Genomic DNA, 18,857 nt, shown 5'->3' with positions numbered 1-18,857 from the left:
AATTGCTTCATTCTTTTAAAATATATAAAAGCCCCCTGTTGTATTCAGGGGGCCCTTCTTCGTTATTCTTGACCTTTGCGTGCTGCCTGCTCTGCAAGCTGTATAGCCCTCTTCACCATATTGCCTGCATCCTTGGCTTTTATCCCGCCCCATCCTTCTTGTTGAACGGTATCATAAAAGCCCAGGTCCTTGGCCAGCTCATACTTGAGCTCTTCTGACATTACACTGCGTCTTCTGCGGCTCATAAGGCTTCCTCCTTATTAGGGGACTCATAATTTCATGTTTCGATCGTTATTATGCCTCATGCGGGTTAACAATATTCGCAGTGGATAAACGTTTGTTAAGCCTATGCTTATACGCCCTCCTTAAGCACGCACCAGCTCTCTCACACTTAATAAGACGGAGCTGGAAGCTAATCCTCTCACTTGCGCAATAAAAAAAAACGGCCCCGTCCATAAATGGACGAGAGCCGCCTTGAAATCAAGCTTACACTTCGTTGTACGATATTTCGCTGATCACTTGCTCAGGATCATATACTGAAACCTGTACTGTTTCAGTCAATATATCGGCGTAACTGTAAGACACCCGTTTAAACGTTTGCTGTTCTTGATCTAGCTTCACAATAAAAACAGAAGGGTACGTTTCTTCCAATACACCAGTACGCTCAATTGTCTTGCGGCGTCCACCGTTTGCACGAAGTAGAATCTTCTGGCCAACATGAGCGTCGAGACTGCGTTTGATATCCAATAGCGAATTTTTAGCCATGGCTAACGACCACCTCTTTCCTTGTCCATTATACAAGGACTTTCAGAGTTTGTCAAATGATCAATTATATCAGCATCAAAATTGAGTTGTCAACGAATATTTTAGCAAAATTATCGCTTTAACATAGCACAACGCTTTTCCAATCCCATTTGCTTCTAGCTCACTGATTTTTAACACGATTAACCCTTGTTAAACGAAGCAAAAAAAGACCCCTTCAAATTAAGGAGTCTATATGCTATATATACTTCTTCAGTAAGCTTTAGATAGCCGCTGGCGAGACCTTAAGGGTGGACAGATCCTGAAGGGGCGGTAATCCAATCCGATAGCTCCCTCTGGACTCAAGTCCACCGACACCTTCACTGCCGCTAATGGTGTGATGGATGATATCATTTATGTTAATGGTATCCTTCACCGAGGTAAACGCCGCCTTCGCTGCCACATACACGGGATCAAGCGCATGTATTAATACCCTGCTAGGGCTGCTGGCGAAATTTGCTCCTGCACGAATCAGTGCTTCGAAATGAGACTGACATGCACCTGCAACGATCGTCAGCGCATCCAAATGCCACTCATATTGTCTGGCTACCTGGACGGCTGCAATGAAGTTGGATGAGTTCTTATAATGATTGATGTTATACAGATCATAGGGCTGTCTGCCCTTTAATACCCCATCATGGCCTGTAATGACAACAATATCAGGGCGTGAGCGTGGCAAGAGCCGATATAACGTATCCGCCATTGAAGCTTCATGTACATAATGTCCTTCGGCAGGTACACGTAGTCTGTCATACAATGCCATACTTTTCTTAAGATAATTGGGGTCTCCATCCAAATGGAGCACCTTGCCAGGCATTTCAAAAAAAGAAGGAGACTCTGTCTGTGTGTTCTTGTTCCACTCATCAACCAACCCCGCCTGGTTACGCTGTGCTTGCTCCAGACGATGCTTCTGCAATAGCGAGTAAGATTCATTTGCTTTAATATGTGCCAGCCTGGTTTTGTTCGTCTCTGGCTCATATGGCACTCTGATCAGATCATTCAGAGGAGAATCCGCAAAGAGCCTGAATTCGGTCCCTTTAATGTATGCTTTATTCTCCTTGAGGCCCTCCACTCGGAACGTGATATCTCCCCCATACGATTTCCGAACGACCAAGTCTCCTATATTCATCAACGTTATCACCTCTAACCCTATGTTATGGGCGAGGCAGGGCTTTGGTTCATCTCTTTTTCTTAATTTCCGGAAACACGAGTGATAAGCTTGTTAGAGCCTTATTCCGGCTTCCAGCAAGACATCGCTTAAACGAGCATACTCCTCAATACTGAGTGTCTCCCCTCGTCTCGTAGGTTCAATCCCAGCCGCCTCCAGCATGGGCTCCAGCTGGTCTCTGTTTTCTTTTGTAAAGAAACGACTCTTTAGATTATTAGCAATTGTCTTCCGTCTCTGTGCAAATGAAGCATGGATAACTTCAAAGAAAAACTTCTCATCCTTCACTTCAACGGGAGGCTTCTCTCTTACCTTTAACTTGATGACTGCGGATTCAACATTAGGCTGCGGAATAAATACCGTGTGGGGTACGATGCATACCAGTTCAGGCTCACTGTAATATTGAACCGCGATGCTGAGCGTCCCATAATCCTTCGTTCCCGGGGAAGCAGCCATTCGTTCTGCAACTTCCTTCTGAATCATGACAACAATGCTGTCGAGCGGCAGCTTCTCCTCGAGAAGCCTCATCAATATAGGTGTCGTTACATAGTAAGGCAAATTAGCAACAACGCTGACCTTATCCATACCCGCGAAATTTTCAGCAAACAATTCAGGAAGATCTGTTTTAAGAACATCTCCATGATGTACATATATATTAGAGTAAGGTTCCAGCACTTCTGTAAGGATCGGAATCAAGCGTTGGTCAATCTCAACCGCCGTCACCTTCCCTGCACGCTGTGCAAGCTTCTCTGTCAGTGCACCGATTCCCGGTCCAATCTCAAGTGCCCCCTTATGTTCATTGAGATCAGCTGCATCCACAATTTTATGAAGAATATTTTGGTCGATCAGAAAATTTTGTCCCAGGCTTTTTTTGAAAGAAAACCCGTGTCTTGCAATGATCTCTTTCGTTCGTCTTGGCGTTGCAATCTCATCTATATTTTTCACGTTCTCACGATCCCTCACGTTCTATTTGCTCTAGTGCTCGTACAAATTCCTCACGGCTAATCTGGAACATCGTCAGCCGCTTATGCAGCTGCTTGCCATTACAATATCCTATACCCAGAATGTTGCCCAGCATCATACGCCGATTCGCAGCGTCCTTATGGACGATAAGTCCAGCTTCGATCAGATCTTGCCAGTCTATAAGCGGCTCTGCACCATCATAGGTTGTATGCACCTTGGACAGTGCTGCCCGTATTGAGTCGGGAGATGCATTCTCTACACCAATATCGCCTTTGCGGGTCGCATCCTGCTCCTTAATGAACGCATGCTTCACGCCAGGAATCTTGTTTGATATAATCTTGCGAATTCGCTCGCCTGCATGATCGGGGTCCGTAAAGACGATAACACCCCTTCTTTGCTGGGCAAGCTCGATTTTTTTAAGTATTCGGCTGTTTATAGCGGAACCGCCGGTTTCAATCGTATCTGCATCCACTGCACGCTTGATGGCTACGGTATCATCTCTGCCTTCAACGACAATGATTTCTTTAATCATGACCACATGACTTCCTTTCTAAACAAAAAGAGAAGAGGAAAAGCTCCTCTTCTGCATGTTAAGGGGCAAACGATAGACTTGCTGTCTAAACTTTCGTTCACCTTATATAGCATCACCTAATCTTGTTGTTAATACTATAACATCAGGGACGTGATTGTAAAATATATTTTAATTCAGTTCCGGCTTCACCGGACCGATAACGTATACTGTTTTACCTTTTTTACGGCCAAAATGGATAGCCTGCTCTAAGCTGTCATAATACACATCAATTTTGTTGCCCTTAATTGCGCCGCCTGTATCTTCAGCACGACGGAATCCTACGCCTTCAATGTATACCCACCATCCAAGAGGGATCACATCAGGGTCAACTGCGATAGTACGTCCTTCCTGTACACGCGTGCCGGAAGCCGTCTTCGTACCAATACCCTCTTGTTCAGAGGAATAAGCCGTCATAGATACATTGCTTAGTACTTTTTTGGCCTTAAACGTAACTCCGTCCTTCGTGACGGATTCGCTGTCACTGGAAGCAGATACCTTCTTCACTTTATCAGCAAGGCTTGCTGATGATTTCGAAGAGGAAGCATTAGAAGATTTAGCTGCAGCTGTGGATTCAGTCGTGCTTGCAGCGGCAACTACGGTCTCCTGAACAGGTTCAGGCTTCTTCTTCGTTCCTACGGCAATGACTTTGTCAACACGGTTGGATTCAACCTTCTTGCCCGTCATTTTCTTGGACACCAATTCGCCATCCTGGAAGGTCTTCTCGATCGTCTGAACGATTACACCTTCCTTGCCGCTCTGAATGACCCGGTTATCGCCCTTGTACAAGCTTGGGTCAGCCGTTTTGATCACCTTGAACGGAATGGAAGCTTCCTGTGTTGCTGTTTGCTTGGTCACCCGGACTACTCGAATATTAAGATCCGCCTTCACCGCAGTGTCAGCAGCGGGATATACTTTATCATCTTCTGATACTTCGATGCTATGTGCAGCAAGTGCTTCCTTAACTGTATCTTGTGTCGTATAAATTTGCTCTGTCTCACCGTCTGCCGTTACGTTAATCGCTACAGCCCGGTTAATAGTTACTCGATCCCCATCTTCAATCTCATCACTCAAAGACATCGAGACTTCGTCATGCGGACTGACTGCGATTGAATGCTCATCCAGCACTTCACTAAGCATTCCTTCACGCGTTTCCAAGGTTTGAGCCTTGCCGTCCACGACGATTGAAATTTCCTTGCCTCCCTGACCATACACAATGAGTGAGATCATGACTAACAGTGCGATTGAGAAGATTGCGACTAGTGTGATCTGACGCAGATTCTCATGCTTCCATCGCAACGCGAAAGACTTGCTGGATGATGGTGACTCATGGGTCTCCTCTAGTTGGAAATTTCCCACTTCCTCCGTCCTCCTTCATAGTCCCGCCGTCAAGAGTATTGCATGATTGTATTTGACGCGACTATACCGATTTGTCTACAAAACCGGAGAAACTCCCGTCCGATTCTGCATCATGTGCCACTCTTCGCAGCATGATGTCACCTCCTGTTAACCAACAGTATGACGACAATGTAACTTTTATTCTCCTAAAGCAAAGAAGCCAAAAAAGAGTTTAAGAGGAACTCTTTCGTGGCTCCGATAAGTCCAAATGAGAATATCGGAAACATCATGCACGAGTTTTGCCTCTTCAATACGCTTACGGGGTTAGCTGTCGGGTTCGGGCGTAAGAGTCGCCCTCGCGTCAGATCCAGGCTGCTCATGGCAGCTGTCCTTTACGTTCACCCCAAGACTCAAATGTTGAAATCAAATACAGTGGTCCATGAAGAGAGACAACTCTCTTAATTTTAAATCTTCTGCCTAGCAGCAGACCACTATATCGGTTCCCCCGTTCTTTGTTTAATACAAAAGATTCAGCGAGAATGACTCATGAAGTGAATTCAAAGTGGTAAATCAAATGAATGTAAAATGGACTTTACCAACAATCAACAATTCACTGAAACGATGATATCCTGTTTCGATGCATGTTGTAAAGCAGTATTCAACTATGTTTTTCTAAATAATTGGTTAAAAATTTGTAATAATCAGCGGAAAACTCTTACAAAAAGTTTAATCGCTCCGTTTTACTCACTTTTTCACCTGTTTTTCTCTCTATTTTATCAAATACCAAATCGTTCCAGTGCATTTGCGGTCGTAATCTCTGCTAATTCCTCCACAGAAATGCCCTTCAGCTCTGCTGCCATTTCTGCCACCAGGGCCACATGAGCAGACTCATTTCTCTTGCCGCGGAATGGATGTGGTGTCAGGTATGGCGAATCCGTTTCGATCAAGAGCCGGTCAAGGGGTACTTTTGCTAGCACTTCCTTGGGCTGCTTTGCATTCTTGAACGTAATCGGCCCTCCGAAGGAGATATGAAAACCCATATCCAGCGCCATTTTTGCTGTTTCCCAGCTTCCTGAGAAGGAATGCATCACTCCGCCCACTTCATGTGCTTTCTCTTCACGTAGGATTCGAATAATATCTTCATGCGCATCTCGGTTATGAATGACAATCGGCATGGCGATCTCTCTAGCCAGTCCAATTTGTTGGCGCAACACCTCATGCTGAACTTCCTTGGGAGAAGTATCCCAATGATAATCCAGACCGATTTCACCGATCGCAACGACCTTCTCGTGTTTACATAATGATGCAATCCATTCCAGATCTCCATCCTTCATCGTGATGGCATCGACAGGATGCCAGCCTACTGCCGCATAGATAAAATCATAGGTTTCGGCAAGTTTCATCGTAGAAGGTATCGTTTCCCGGTTAAATCCTATATTAATCATGCGGGTAACCCCCTTTTCGACAGCGCGCTGAATCACTTCCTCGCGGTCAGCGTCGAACTCAGGGGCATCCAAATGTGTATGTGTGTCGAATAACATCATATAATCTTACTCCTTTCAAGGGCTGTATCTTGTCTCACATTATTTAAACATTCCTGCAATTTCCGGAGGGAGCTTGGGCAATGCATTCATCAGCTTCTCATGAGGGAAGTAGAGATGATAATTTCCTTTTTGCATGCCGCTTATGGAGCGTACAATTTCTGAAACCTCGGATATATCTCTTTGTCTTTCCTGCTTGTCTAGAATAATGATCTGTCTCTTGCTCCCCGCAATATCAGGTCGGAACACATCATACGGCAGATCCGTAGGAAAATCAATTTCAAGATCATAGGTTGGATTCAAGCCTGCCTTGAGAAATGCATCTTCAATCTGCTTGATATCCTTCTGCTCGATATAATCCACTTCAACATATTTATAGAGCTTACGGTCCAAGAACCGGGTACAAAGTTCACTTAGAATCGGGTCCTTCTCATCAGTCCATTCATTAAAAGCAGCTTGAATCGTGGATTCATCAATACGAAGATAATCTTTGACCGATATATCCCCCTTAATCAAATGAAGGAGCGGTCTAAGCATGAAGCCGAATGTGTAGCCTTCTGTTACCAGCTCCTTAGCTCTTCTAAAGATTTGACGCAGAACAATTTCAGAACTTCGAGTTACCGGGTGGAAATATACCTGCCAATACATCTGATATCTCGACATTAGATAATCCTCAACTGCATGCATTCCTGAATCTTTAACGACAACTCTCCCCTGGTAAGGGCGCAGCATACGGAGTATCCGATCAAGGTCAATTGTTCCATAATTCACTCCAGTATAATAGGCATCTCGCAGCAAGTAATCCATTCGATCTGCATCGAGCGGACTTGAAACCAGGTTGACAACGATAGGCTTATCATACGTCTTGGCAATGACAGAAGCGACCTTTTGGGCGAAATCAGGACCTACTGTATTTAGTATCCGGCCCACTTCGGTATCTCCCAGTATGATTTTACAGGTCCACTCTTCATGATCCATATCAAAAGCCTCTTCAATCGAATGAGAAAAAGGACCGTGTCCAACGTCATGCAATAAAGCTGCGCATAGAGCGACCAATTTCTCTTCCTTCGGCCAATCGGGATATTCATTCCGTTCAAACTGAGATATGATCTTCCTTGTAATTTCATACACACCTAAAGAATGAGAAAAGCGGCTGTGTTCTGCTCCGTGAAAAGTCAAATATGTAGTGCCCAGTTGTCTAATTCGGCGAAGACGCTGAAATTCCGGGGTATTAATAAGCTGCCATATAATCGGATCCTGAACATGCACATAGTTATGAACGGGGTCTTTAAATACTTTCTCTTCGTTAAGCTTTTGCTCCATCGATTATCAGCTCCTTTTTCAACTAAATTCTTATAACAAAATTCAATTGTGTGCAACTAAAGTAGGAATTCGACTTTATCCTTGCATCTTACTTGATTATTTCGACATTATACGACATAATTTGTCGAATAGTGCTGCGGTTTTGATTTCCAAATCGACACGCGTTATAATAATAGATAGGTACTAGAAAATCATCGTTAATACCAGTACTCATTCTATTTCTTCATACAATGTTAATGCAATTCTTTATTTTTAATGTTGACTGATTTGGGAATGGTTGGTATGATGATTAGCATAAAACATAAAATAATGTCGAATCATGACAGTAATAAGCGATGGCGAGAGGAGTTAGTATAAAATGATGAAATCTACAGGTATTGTAAGAAAAGTTGATGAACTGGGCCGGGTTGTTATACCTATCGAATTGCGCCGTACACTCGGTATTGGTGAAAAAGATGCACTTGAAATTTACGTAGACGGTGAGCGCATCATGCTTAAGAAATATGAGCCTGCTTGTATTTTCTGCGGCAACGCTGAAAACGTAACGTACTTCAAAGGTAAAATTGTTTGTCACGAATGTATTTCTGAAATTCCAGCACCGGTGACAAATTAAGTAGAATAGGTTATAATCAATTTGGTAGAGAAAAGCATACCTTCAATCAGTAATCATTAACGATTCCTTTAATATAGATGCTCGCTTTTCTTAAGAATATATAATTGTTATTTCTAACCTTTTTCATATCTCCTTAGGCACCTTCCTCGTCAGATACATTCTGCCGAAGAAGGTGTTTTTTTCTTTCATTCAATATGAGGGCTATTCTTCCTCTTTTAATAAAGCATTATATACATCTCTTTTGGAAAGCTCCCGATCTGCAGCTGTTCTCTTCATTGCGTCCTTGCGAGTATTGCCTTCCTTCTCATAGCGCTCCACATGCTCTGTAAGACTTAACTGCTGCCACCACTCATTCTGCAGCTCTTTCTCTTCATCCTGACTTCTTCCCTCTATAATCAAACAATATTCACCTAGAGGAGGATGTTCCTCAAGCCATTCAATACATTCCTCTAGATTCCCTCGCACATACTCTTCGTGACGCTTGGTCAGCTCTCTTGCGAGCACAGCTCTTCGGTTTCCCCATATCTCCAGCATAACGGCTAAAGTTTTTTGTACCCGGTGTGGCGACTCATAAAACAAAAGGGTCCCCTGCGATGCTCCAAAACTCTTCAGGATGGCAGTAATGTCCTTTTTCTCACGAGGGAGAAATCCGACAAAGGTAAATCTCTCGGTTCCAAGACCGGATGCAATTAGTGCGGATAGAGCAGCGTTCGCTCCTGGCACTGTCACCACAGGAATATTCGCCTTAATTGCGAGACTGACCAGGTCTGAACCAGGGTCTGAAATGGCCGGCATACCCGCATCGCTGACGAGAGCTAAATTTTTTCCTTCTATTATATATCGGATTAATTCAGGTCCACTGGCATCCTTGTTGTGCTCATGATAACTAAACAACAGCTCCGGGCTGATCTCAAAATGAGTTAATAGCTTTCGGGTCTGTCTCGTATCTTCTGCAGCAATGATGTTACAAGTCTTCAAGGTATTTACAGCTCGATAGGTGATATCTTCTAGATTGCCGATCGGTGTACCTACAAGATACAGTGTACCCGTCCCTTCCTTCTGATCAAAGCTCTTCTGTACTTGCATATTCATAGCTAACTCCTCTCCAGTTCCACGTTTCACTGATACTGCTTCAACATATGTCCAGCAGCTATCATGGACTCGGATAGTAAATATCCATAATTTCTTTGCAGTATTCCCCATTTTCGTTATACACGATTAGCGGAGGCAGCATTCTGACATCCGGTTTGCCATCTCGTAATGCCTCAATGAGCACCATATTCGCCTCTTTGTCGATTCGTGGATGGACCATGCGAATTCGTTTTGGCTCCAATCGGTATTTACGCATTAGGGTGATGATTTCACCGATTCTCTGGGGTTTATGTACCATAGATACTTTTCCGCCTGTACGCACCAAATGCATACAAGCTGTTAGTACTTCCTCCAAAGTACAGTGGATCTCATGCCTAGCAATTGCCTGATGCTCATTCAGTGTAATATCACTGCCGTTTAACGGCATATAGGGCGGATTCACGGTAATGGCATCATAACCGCCATAACCTGTAATGCTAGTCAGTTCTCTCAAATCTCCTTCCCGAATCATAATCTGATCCCCTAGTCCATTTAGCATCACACTTCGTCTAGCCATGTCAGCAATTCTAGGCTGAATCTCAATCCCTTCGATGGTTGCCTCTGTTCTTGTGGACATTAGGAGAGGAATGACTCCATTCCCTGTACAGAGATCTAGGACCTTTCCCCGTCTAGGAAGGACTGCGAATCTGGCCAGCAATACAGCGTCCATAGAGAAGCTGAACACCTCATCACTTTGAATAATACGCAAATCATGAGTTAACAGATCATCTAATCGTTCAGATGGCTGTAACTTAACCTTGTATATGCTCATTTTGATACCTGCCTGATTATTATTAATAGTGTGTAATGAATCGACCTTGATGCATAATCCAATCCGCTTAAGCTTTTTAAAAGAAAAGCCGTAGGGTATCCCTACGGCTCGTTACTTATTCAAAAATGACAGACAGAACAAACAATCACCTTCTGTACGTAAATGACCATAATAAACGTTACAAATATGGAAACCTTCGTAATACAATCTTGCTAAATTGTCGTACCCCTCTCCAACAACCTCTTCGGTAGTCTCGGTCGCGGGAACTAATTGTACAGGATTTTTGGGAGCTGGTGCAGGCGTCTCCGAAGAGGACTCCCGCTTTAGGACCTTGCGCAACTGTTCATTTTCCAGCGTCAAACGTTGGTTCTCTTCGAGCAGTTCCTTTACAATCATTTTTAATTCGCCAAGATCATTATTCATTTGTCCCATTTGTGTTTCCATTTCAAGAATGTGCGCAAAAATCGATTTTTTCTCCAAGATCCCACCCCGAAAGCAAACATAATGGTTACTTGATGACAACGTCATCCATAGAAAGCTCTTTTACTTTGTTGATCTCAAACAATTGAACATGTACCTTACGGTTGCCTGCGTGAATACCAACGACCTTGCCCTCACCTAGCGAGGTTACGACAAGCTTGCCGACCGCAGGAAGCTCTTCCTTAACACTCTCATAATTATCATGCTCAAATTTCAAGCAACACATAAGTCTGCCGCAAAGTCCAGATATTTTGGTTGGATTAAGGGACAGACTCTGATCCTTAGCCATCTTAATGGATACAGGTTCAAAATCACCCAGCCAGGATGAACAGCAGAGTATCCGTCCACATGGACCGATGCCTCCCAGCATCTTTGCCTCATCACGAACACCAATTTGGCGGAGCTCAATCCGTGTCCGAAAAATACTGGCCAAATCTTTAACTAACTCTCTAAAATCGACACGTCCTTCTGCCGTAAAATAAAATATAATTTTATTTCGATCAAATGTGAATTCCACATCGACAAGCTTCATCTTAAGTTCGTGCTCTTTGATTTTATTTAAACAGGTGCCAAATGCGTCTTTCGCAGCAAGCTTGTTCTCTTCCACCACTTTGGCGTCCGTGTCGCCTGCAATACGAATTACCTTCTTAAGAGGTAATACAACGTCAGATTCACCAACGACTTTCTTTCCTATAACGACTTTGCCGTACTCAATCCCTCTCGCTGTCTCTACGATGACGCTAGAATCTTTTTCAATAGGAAGATCGAGGGGATCAAAGTAATAAATTTTGCCCGCTTTCTTAAAACGGACACCGACTACATTATACAAACAAATTAACCCCCTTGTATGCCAATAAATCTCTATCGAAGCCTGAAGACAGGGCCGCAATCGAGAAGCGCATCATGTTAGGACTGTGCTAGGGTATAGAATGAACGTCCCTGAGATGTAGTCGCCTATGCTGACGAGCTCTACCTCAAGAGGCTAGTCCAATTAGTAATTGTTCTACACATAGCTGACCATTCACATTATACCGCAGCTTCTTTCTGCATTCTGCAGCCAAGTCCATATAGGACACCCACTGTTCGGTTGTACGAGTCATGGCAATGGTAGAGAGTGTATTGATTTGATCTATAAAAATAACGTTCTCCTGCTTACCGTAAATAATATAAAGCATGTCCTTGAACCATAAATGAAACAGTTCAAACATGAGTTCAAGATGTTCTGAAAGCCCTGTCTTGAACAGCTTCTGCTGGGCAGAAATCAGCGCTATATCGCCTCTGGACAGAGATTCTTTCCCTAATTGTAACACTACATTTCTAATTTCTGCAAACCAATTCTGGTCAAGCAAATTCTTGCAAGATTCAAGACCGGCGCTTAAAAATGAAGCTGTTCGGACAAGCGCGGGAGCGTATCCCTCCTTCTGCAGCATCTCCTGAATCAGGTCTGGATTCAGTGCCTTAAAGGGGATCTCCTGCGTTCGAGATAGAATCGTAGGGAGCATAGCTCCTTTGTTGCTCGTAATCAGTATTCCTACTGCCGGCACCTGTGGCTCCTCCAGGAACTTGAGCATGCTGTTGGCAGCTTGAACCGTCATTTTATCCGCCTGATCAATAATATAAATCTTAGGATTATTATTTTCAGACCGATAAGCAAATATTTTTTGCAAATCACGAATCTGATCTATTTTGAGGCTTGCGCTCTCAGGCTCTACATAATGGAGGTCTGGGTGATTACTATGTTTAACCTTTCGACACTCCAGACATTCACCGCATGCATCCTCTGCATTTTGAGTGCAAAAAATAGTTTGGGCAAATGCTGTTGCCATCTGACGTTGTCCGCTACCGGATGGACCACTGAATAAATAAGCATGACTGATCGCGTTTTTGCGGAGTCCGCCCTGCAGCATTTGTTTTGCTGTATCTTGCCCCAAAATTTCACGAAATGACATGAGTTCCTCCCCTAATAAAAAAACTGCTGCGGTCTAGAACTTCACTAAATAAATATGGATCTACACACTAAAAGTCAGCATGAGATATTATATATCATTTAGAAGAGAAGAACCAAAGAGATCATCCATCTCCGATCCTCCCGGAAACCATCCTCTAACTCCGAAATGGCTTCACCATAAAGTATCAACAGGATGGATATCACTTAGTTCAATCATCTAATCTCCATTATATCATGCCACGCAACCATTTTAATTTTAGTCTTCACAAAAAAAACATTTTCCATTTCTGCATTTTGTATATCCAAAAACTACGCAATCATATACTACACTTTGTATTTATCTATTTCCTCAGCTGCATGATAAGCAAATCAACCGCTCATCTTCTCTACAAAAAAACAAGCGATCGAAATCACTTGTCTTTGGATACGTCACAATATGAAATCAAAAGCTCAAGTTAATCAGCATTCCCCGAATCTCGCCGATTTTTTGCAGAAGCTCAATCTTCCCCTGCTCACTCTGAAGCAGCTCCTCCGCCATAGCAACCAGAGCGGCATCCACTTCATCCAGCAGCAGGTACTTCTTACCGCGCCCGCGACGATCCCAGCCTTTGGTCTGCTTCGCAGCTATGCCTCTTCTGACCGTGTCGTCTAAGAATCGTTTAACCAGCTGCTTATAAGCCTTGAGCTCCCGTATCGTCATCGATCTTGCTAATCGATCACCTTGAAGCTGAATTTCATTCAACCGGCGAGACAGCTCTGCCTGTGAAGCTCGATCGCCTTGCTGCTGCATCATATCGGCAAAGCCTTTATTTTGCACGGGCTTGGTATTATTCTCATTCGAATTGATACCGCTCTGAAGTGGTCTGAATCCTGGATTGATTTTCACAAGATATCCCTGCTTTCTGTTGCATAAAGACTGCTCTTAGAAATGTTCAAATCGATCAACCGGCAGAACGAACACGGTCGCTCCCCCTACTTGAACCTCTACAGGAAGTGGTAAATAGGAGTCCGTCGTCCCACTCATTGGCGTAACCGGAGTTACGAGCTGCTCTCTTACCTTACAGCTGCTGCGGATCACATTCATCACCGATTCTACCTGGCTGTCATCCACCCCGATCATAAATGTAGTGTTCCCTGCCTTCAAAAATCCACCTGTACTCGCGAGCTTCGTTGCACGAAAGTTAGCTTTGACCAGTGCACTAGATAAACGATTGCTGTCTTTATCCTGAATAATCGCAACAATGAGTTTCATCTCGAAACGCCTCCTCTAATTAATTTCCTGCTTAGTCCTTATGCTCCAAACCGCCTTCAACCGAATATCAGTCTTTAGAATGAAACATAAGTCACTGCTTTATTCCAGAGTAAGCCAACCTTGCCCATGGCAACATGACCTTCAATGATATAATGAGTCTTCCCCACTAAGGGAGTCTGACTAATAATAAAAAATAAAGCTTTAGCACTTATGAAGCATAATTCATCCTACCAAACGGAAAAGACTTCTTCTTAAATGAATCAATCCCATTTCTTATCAAACAGGTATTATTTTAATACTTAATAATTAGACATATACCCTCAAATATCCTTTATTACGCACCTTAGCTTCGTAATTAAACTACAAAAAACCTCTTCTTGTGACAAGGATGCGTCAATGATTTGGATCCGATCCGGGTCTTGCTTAGCAAGAATAAGATATCCCTCTCTTACCTTGTCATGAAACGATAGATTCTCCATATCAAGCCGATTCACTTCACGTCCTTGATTGGCAGCAATACGTGCTAATCCTTGTTCCGGAGTAATGTCAAAATAAAGAGTCAAATCGGGTGACAAGTGATCTGTGGCAAATTCATTAATGGAGCGGACTTCCTCCATACCAAGACCTCTAGCATAACCTTGATAAGCTAGACTGCTGTCAACAAAGCGGTCAGACAATACCATCACGCCATTTTGAAGGGCAGGAATGACCTTCTCCGCAAGATGTTGTCTACGAGCGGCTGCATAAAGCAATGCTTCAGTGCGAGCATCCATCGTCGTATGCTCAGGATTCAATATGATGGATCGGATTTTTTCCGCAATATCAATTCCACCGGGCTCGCGCGTTATCAGGTAAGGGATTTTTTTGTCTTCTAGATGCGCGGACAACTTCTTAATCATGGTCGTTTTACCGGATCCTTCTCCACCTTCAAATGTAATAAACTTTCCTATCGGCAATGTGTATCTCTCCTAAACTACGTTTTCATCCTTGGATTTATTTAAATCATTTAGCGTTATAAAATTGAACCATTTCAATCTAAATATAGCTGATTATTTGTTTTTTTTGGGGTTTATGCAAAATCCATATCTATATAAATAAATGTAATCATAAATGTTTCTGTTGTCATTTGTAAATATGAATTCATGGTGATGCCAACGTGCTTGGGCTACTTGAGATTCATTCCGTAGGCGTATCCCACAGATAGTTGATTGAAATGGCTTACTCTAGCTCATATATGACTAATAGGTGGCGTGGGTAAATTCAGAGTGTTTAACATGGTTCATTCGAATGCTTAGCCCTATGTTTTATCCCTATCTCTCATCCTGGATGCTTACCCTTACGTCTAAACCCACTTTCCCTAAGCTCCCTCTGTCTGTATACTTAGCAATACTTAGAAGACCTATGACAAAAGGGGTTTTAGCTTTTTTCTTGTATGACGAGCAGTTGGTTTAGATTTGCATCTTGTGTCCCTTGGCATTTTGCCCCCGCATTGCGAAGTGCAATTAAACGCTCCTTCATTGCTTCATCAATACGCTCTCCTGGATACAGAATAGGAATACCGGGCGGGTAAGGAATTACCATTTCTGCGGCTCTGCGGCCAGCACATTTACTGATTTCAACAGATTCGATATCTTCTTCCGATCTTGTTCGCATACTGAAAGGGACCGGACAGGAATAGACACCAGATTGCAAAATGTTCCACGTGGAAACAGGATTGTTGTTTGCTGCGGTATGATCTTTTTCTCTGGGCTCCTTCTCTAACGATATATGCACAAGGGCCTCTAAAAGGTGCATGGCATCTTCATCTGTAGAGCCTAGACTAAACAGGAGGACGACGTAACGGTCGTCACTCATCTCTGGCATGCAGCCGTGAGCTTCAAGCTCTCGCTGCAGCTCGTAACCGCTCAGATCCCCTGACTTGTCATAAATGACAAGTTTAAATGGGTCCTGAGCGGTATAACCTGCAGCCGCTGTTGCAGACGGCTGCAGCATACCGTAGCGCGGCATGGAGTGTATGCCGCGCCTTGCTGTATTCACGGCAGCAAGGCCAGCCGTGAAAGCTTCTGCGCCGTGCACGTGTAGATGCCGGCGCGCCAAGTCAAGCGAAGCCATGAGCGGGTACGAAGGGCTTGAGCTCTGGATCATGGACAAGCGCTGCTTCAGCAGTGTCCGATTGATCCGCTCTCCCTGTACATGCAGCATGGCTCCCATCGTCATAGCAGAGAGCATTTTATGAGTGGATTGGACCACGCCATCTGCTCCAGCTGACAACGCGGATGCCGGGATATCCGGATGCATTCCATAATGTGCGCCGTGTGCTTCATCCACAAGAAGCGGAACATGGTGTTGGTGACATATCTCTGCAATGGAATTGATAGAGAAGCCCATTCCATAATAGTTAGGCATCGTAATCAATACAGCCTTTGCTTGCGGATAGGCTTCAAGAGAAGCCCTAACCGTATCGGCAGAAGGAGCTGTGGCTAACCTGGAATTGTGATCCATCTCCGGTAACATAAAGACTGCCTCAGATCCGGCTAGCATTAATCCATGTAATACTGATTTATGAACATTCCGCTGAACGAGTATAAGATCACCTGGTTCTGTACATACCGTAAGGAGTAAGGCGATATTTCCTGAAGTGCTGCCTCCTACTAGCCAGTAGCTCTCTTCAGCGCCAAAACAGTCTGCAGCAAGTTGCTGAGCCTCTAAAATGACACCCTCAGGATGATGTAAATCATCTGTTCCTGTTATTTCGGTCACATCGATACTCATAACGTCATGCATTAATCGGCTGTAATCATCGGAGTAGACTTGTCCATTTTTATGACCCGGAACATGATAGGTTCGTTGTTGAGTTGATTTGTATTTCAAAAGTGCTTCGTATAAAGGTGCCCTATGCTTATCCATCTTGTTTCCCATAGATTATCATGAAACCTTTCTGTTATTATCCTTAAAGGTATATGATATCAAACTACTCTTGACCCATCCAAGTAAATTTAAGAAATATAAAAATAAAAAGGCCTTTCACAGACCTTTAAAATAAGTTCATATATAAGACTTGTCTATTATACATTATTTTGATGCAGCCAAATCTGCTTTAACTGATGAATAAAAAAAAGATACTTAGCATCCTGCGCGTCAGTGTGTACCATCTCCGTCTCACAATCTGTGCAAATAAACTCTGAAACTATAAAAATGCCTTCCTTTTTACGCTGCTCACAAACAATGCATGTATGTTCCATTTGTTGTGTTTCCATACGATCCCACCTTTATTCCTTTTGCTATCAGTATGGTACAGTTTCTACTATTTTAAACCTTTTCATAGTGAAACTCTACTTTATTTCCATAACATATGCTATTCAACCTAATATGCATAGGTGTCTGTACCTAATTATTTGTAACATTTAATTTTTTCCAAACAGTGATCCGATATATATTATATAAATTCGGTCTTTTGATTTCCGAACAGCTCGTATCAAGAGTCTTTTTCTGCTTTGAATAGGGGGTTATGAATCGAATGTCCGCAGTAATCGGAGATCAAGCTACTTACTATCAATATCGTCTTATCCGCAAGATCAATATATCCAGGCCAATATTACTTAGTTACTTAAGCTTAACATTCATTATGCTGCTCGCCAGCTTCATCTTCTTTTCTTGGTCTGGACTTTGGTATTTCCTTTTGTCCTGCGTAACCATGGTATGGATTCATTATTTGGTTGCTCGCTCTACTCTTCTTCTTAGTAATCGCCAGCTTAATCGGTGGCAGCGGTCCTGGAGAGTTCCCTGGGTGGGATTGATCCCTTCCCAACATATTGCTTACCCCTTTTTTAGCCGTATTCATTTACATATGACCTGGATTGGCCTTGTCTTTATCTTTGTTTTTATCATCGCTTCCCCTCCTGCTTTTGCGATGAATTTGTTTTTTTGGCATGTATGGTTGATGGCGCCACGCCTGATGTGCATCCTATGGCTATTCAGAGAAAGAAAAGACGGCTATCTAAAAATAACCCAACAAGAAGTAGCCTACTATATTCAATAAAGAGCTGATGAACAATCATCCTATGCATATGAAAAAGACCTTCACTCTTGTGAAGGTCTAGTTACTGTCTACGGTCTTAGGTTTAATAATGGAAGGGTCAAGTGTAGGTACCAATACCGTCAGATAACCATTATGCAAGGATAAATGAACACGGGTGCTGTCTTTTATAAAAATGCGAGGAGCGGATTCAGTGTTGTTCGTATCCTCGGCTGCCGTATCTTCTGTCCAGCCCCACTCTATAATTTCATTAATATATTCTTGAGGTATATCTGAATTCTTCCCTACACCAGGCAAAGTGTATTGTACATAATCCATTTCTGGATTATTCGATGCTCGATCCATTCGATTGGCTTCTTTAGGTACTGGAAAACTATTTACATTCACTGCACCCTCGTATGAGTCCCATGAAGTGCCTTGGCTGCAAGCAGTAAGGATTATAGTGAAGCAGATGATAGCATAGAGACATAGCATTCTGTAACGCAGTCGAAATTCCCCCTTTGTTGCGAAGTGACACGATCTCTATGTTAAATGAACCCTATTCTATTATAACTTCTCAGTTGTTTTAATCCGTAACAAAAATGTTACTACCTATTACATATTAGAGTCATATATAAAAATAGACAAAATAAAAACCACCGTCGTCATCGACAGTGGTTCTTTGCTTGGCAACGTCCTACTCTCCCAGGACCCTGCGGTCCAAGTACCATCGGCGCTGGAGGGCTTAACGGTCGTGTTCGGGATGGGTACGTGTGGAACCCCTCCGCTATCGCCACCAAACAGGATTTTTCGAAGCATACGCTTCTTGAAAAATCATCTGAAAAATCCATTCTTCACGTTAGAATCGGTACATCACATAAGTGTGTATGATTCTATAAGTGTGAACTTTTCAATCCAAGGATTTACTCCCTGAAAACTAGATACGA

General features: G+C 43.2%; 21 protein-coding genes, 1 rRNA gene and 1 riboswitch. Of the genes, 2 read left to right on the top strand and 20 right to left on the bottom strand.

Annotated elements, in window-relative coordinates; all coding sequences use genetic code 11:
- Positions 1-62: 62 nt before the first annotated feature.
- The 8 genes from ACFQ3J_RS25735 to ACFQ3J_RS25700 all read right to left on the bottom strand — a co-directional run bounded on the left by ACFQ3J_RS25735 (position 63) and on the right by ACFQ3J_RS25700 (position 7,699).
- Entirely contained in the window at positions 63-245 is a 183-nt protein-coding gene (locus ACFQ3J_RS25735; protein WP_091161475.1) for a small, acid-soluble spore protein, alpha/beta type, read from the bottom strand.
- Between the two features lie 241 nt (positions 246-486).
- A complete protein-coding gene (veg, locus tag ACFQ3J_RS25730) occupies positions 487-765 on the bottom strand; it encodes a biofilm formation stimulator Veg (RefSeq protein ID WP_091161473.1) in 279 nt (92 codons plus the stop codon).
- A 259-nt stretch (positions 766-1,024) separates the two neighbouring features.
- Complete coding sequence (gene yabG, locus ACFQ3J_RS25725; protein ID WP_091161471.1) at positions 1,025-1,930, bottom strand: sporulation peptidase YabG; 906 nt, start codon at positions 1,928-1,930, stop codon at positions 1,025-1,027.
- 93 nt (positions 1,931-2,023) lie between these two features.
- Complete coding sequence (gene rsmA / locus ACFQ3J_RS25720; protein WP_311288224.1) at positions 2,024-2,911, bottom strand: 16S rRNA (adenine(1518)-N(6)/adenine(1519)-N(6))-dimethyltransferase RsmA; 888 nt, start codon at positions 2,909-2,911, stop codon at positions 2,024-2,026.
- A 4-nt stretch (positions 2,912-2,915) separates the two neighbouring features.
- A complete protein-coding gene (gene rnmV / locus ACFQ3J_RS25715; protein ID WP_091161469.1) occupies positions 2,916-3,461 on the bottom strand; it encodes a ribonuclease M5 in 546 nt (181 codons plus the stop codon).
- A 168-nt stretch (positions 3,462-3,629) separates the two neighbouring features.
- Positions 3,630-4,856: a ubiquitin-like domain-containing protein gene (locus ACFQ3J_RS25710; RefSeq protein ID WP_251584739.1), complete on the bottom strand. Its 1,227-nt coding sequence runs from the start codon at positions 4,854-4,856 to the stop codon at positions 3,630-3,632.
- Between the two features lie 277 nt (positions 4,857-5,133).
- Positions 5,134-5,381: riboswitch (cyclic di-AMP (ydaO/yuaA leader) on the bottom strand.
- Positions 5,382-5,611: 230 nt separating this feature from the next.
- A complete protein-coding gene (locus ACFQ3J_RS25705; protein WP_251584737.1) occupies positions 5,612-6,379 on the bottom strand; it encodes a TatD family hydrolase in 768 nt (255 codons plus the stop codon).
- 39 nt (positions 6,380-6,418) lie between these two features.
- Positions 6,419-7,699 (bottom strand): HD domain-containing protein, encoded by a 1,281-nt coding sequence (locus ACFQ3J_RS25700; protein WP_251584735.1) that lies wholly within the window; start codon positions 7,697-7,699, stop codon positions 6,419-6,421.
- A 358-nt stretch (positions 7,700-8,057) separates the two neighbouring features.
- Between ACFQ3J_RS25700 and ACFQ3J_RS25695 the strand changes: the two genes are divergently transcribed.
- The gene (locus ACFQ3J_RS25695) at positions 8,058-8,312 is read left to right on the top strand and encodes an AbrB/MazE/SpoVT family DNA-binding domain-containing protein (protein ID WP_047914173.1); all 255 of its coding nucleotides are present in this window, start codon (positions 8,058-8,060) and stop codon (positions 8,310-8,312) included.
- Positions 8,313-8,513: 201 nt separating this feature from the next.
- Here the strand turns inward: ACFQ3J_RS25695 and rsmI are convergent, their stop codons facing one another.
- The 10 genes from rsmI to ACFQ3J_RS25645 all read right to left on the bottom strand — a co-directional run bounded on the left by rsmI (position 8,514) and on the right by ACFQ3J_RS25645 (position 17,152).
- A complete protein-coding gene (gene rsmI, locus ACFQ3J_RS25690; RefSeq protein ID WP_379294317.1) occupies positions 8,514-9,404 on the bottom strand; it encodes a 16S rRNA (cytidine(1402)-2'-O)-methyltransferase in 891 nt (296 codons plus the stop codon).
- Between the two features lie 61 nt (positions 9,405-9,465).
- Complete coding sequence (locus ACFQ3J_RS25685; protein WP_285850434.1) at positions 9,466-10,215, bottom strand: tRNA1(Val) (adenine(37)-N6)-methyltransferase; 750 nt, start codon at positions 10,213-10,215, stop codon at positions 9,466-9,468.
- Between the two features lie 111 nt (positions 10,216-10,326).
- Complete coding sequence (yabA, locus tag ACFQ3J_RS25680) at positions 10,327-10,695, bottom strand: DNA replication initiation control protein YabA (RefSeq protein ID WP_091161542.1); 369 nt, start codon at positions 10,693-10,695, stop codon at positions 10,327-10,329.
- Positions 10,696-10,723: 28 nt separating this feature from the next.
- On the bottom strand, positions 10,724-11,524 hold the full coding sequence (locus ACFQ3J_RS25675) for a PSP1 domain-containing protein (RefSeq protein WP_091161461.1): 801 nt from the start codon (positions 11,522-11,524) through the stop codon (positions 10,724-10,726).
- Positions 11,525-11,669: 145 nt separating this feature from the next.
- Positions 11,670-12,644 carry a DNA polymerase III subunit delta' gene (holB, locus tag ACFQ3J_RS25670; RefSeq protein ID WP_091161459.1) on the bottom strand — a complete coding sequence of 325 codons (975 nt, stop codon included), beginning with the start codon at positions 12,642-12,644 and terminating at the stop codon, positions 11,670-11,672.
- 441 nt (positions 12,645-13,085) lie between these two features.
- Positions 13,086-13,529, bottom strand: a complete 444-nt coding sequence (locus ACFQ3J_RS25665; RefSeq protein WP_091161458.1) for a YaaR family protein — start codon at positions 13,527-13,529, stop codon at positions 13,086-13,088.
- A gap of 36 nt (positions 13,530-13,565) precedes the next feature.
- Positions 13,566-13,895 carry a cyclic-di-AMP receptor gene (locus tag ACFQ3J_RS25660; protein WP_047914178.1) on the bottom strand — a complete coding sequence of 110 codons (330 nt, stop codon included), beginning with the start codon at positions 13,893-13,895 and terminating at the stop codon, positions 13,566-13,568.
- Between the two features lie 320 nt (positions 13,896-14,215).
- Positions 14,216-14,794, bottom strand: a complete 579-nt coding sequence (gene tmk / locus ACFQ3J_RS25655) for a dTMP kinase (protein WP_244533692.1) — start codon at positions 14,792-14,794, stop codon at positions 14,216-14,218.
- A gap of 517 nt (positions 14,795-15,311) precedes the next feature.
- Entirely contained in the window at positions 15,312-16,802 is a 1,491-nt protein-coding gene (locus ACFQ3J_RS25650; protein ID WP_251584733.1) for an aminotransferase class I/II-fold pyridoxal phosphate-dependent enzyme, read from the bottom strand.
- A gap of 158 nt (positions 16,803-16,960) precedes the next feature.
- Entirely contained in the window at positions 16,961-17,152 is a 192-nt protein-coding gene (locus tag ACFQ3J_RS25645) for a sigma factor G inhibitor Gin (RefSeq protein WP_251584731.1), read from the bottom strand.
- Between the two features lie 260 nt (positions 17,153-17,412).
- Here ACFQ3J_RS25645 and ACFQ3J_RS25640 point away from each other — a divergent pair, with 260 nt between their 5' ends.
- A complete protein-coding gene (locus ACFQ3J_RS25640; protein WP_251584729.1) occupies positions 17,413-17,934 on the top strand; it encodes a hypothetical protein in 522 nt (173 codons plus the stop codon).
- Between the two features lie 57 nt (positions 17,935-17,991).
- On the opposite strand, the gene ACFQ3J_RS25635 is transcribed toward ACFQ3J_RS25640, so the two are convergent.
- On the bottom strand, positions 17,992-18,318 hold the full coding sequence (locus tag ACFQ3J_RS25635) for a hypothetical protein (protein ID WP_139237051.1): 327 nt from the start codon (positions 18,316-18,318) through the stop codon (positions 17,992-17,994).
- Positions 18,319-18,594: 276 nt separating this feature from the next.
- Positions 18,595-18,711, bottom strand: a 5S ribosomal RNA gene (rrf, locus tag ACFQ3J_RS25630).
- Positions 18,712-18,857: the final 146 nt, after the last annotated feature.

This window comes from Paenibacillus provencensis (assembly GCF_042678545.1).
Classification (GTDB): domain Bacteria; phylum Bacillota; class Bacilli; order Paenibacillales; family Paenibacillaceae; genus Paenibacillus; species Paenibacillus provencensis.
This window is presented reverse-complemented; position numbering and strand designations above follow the sequence as displayed.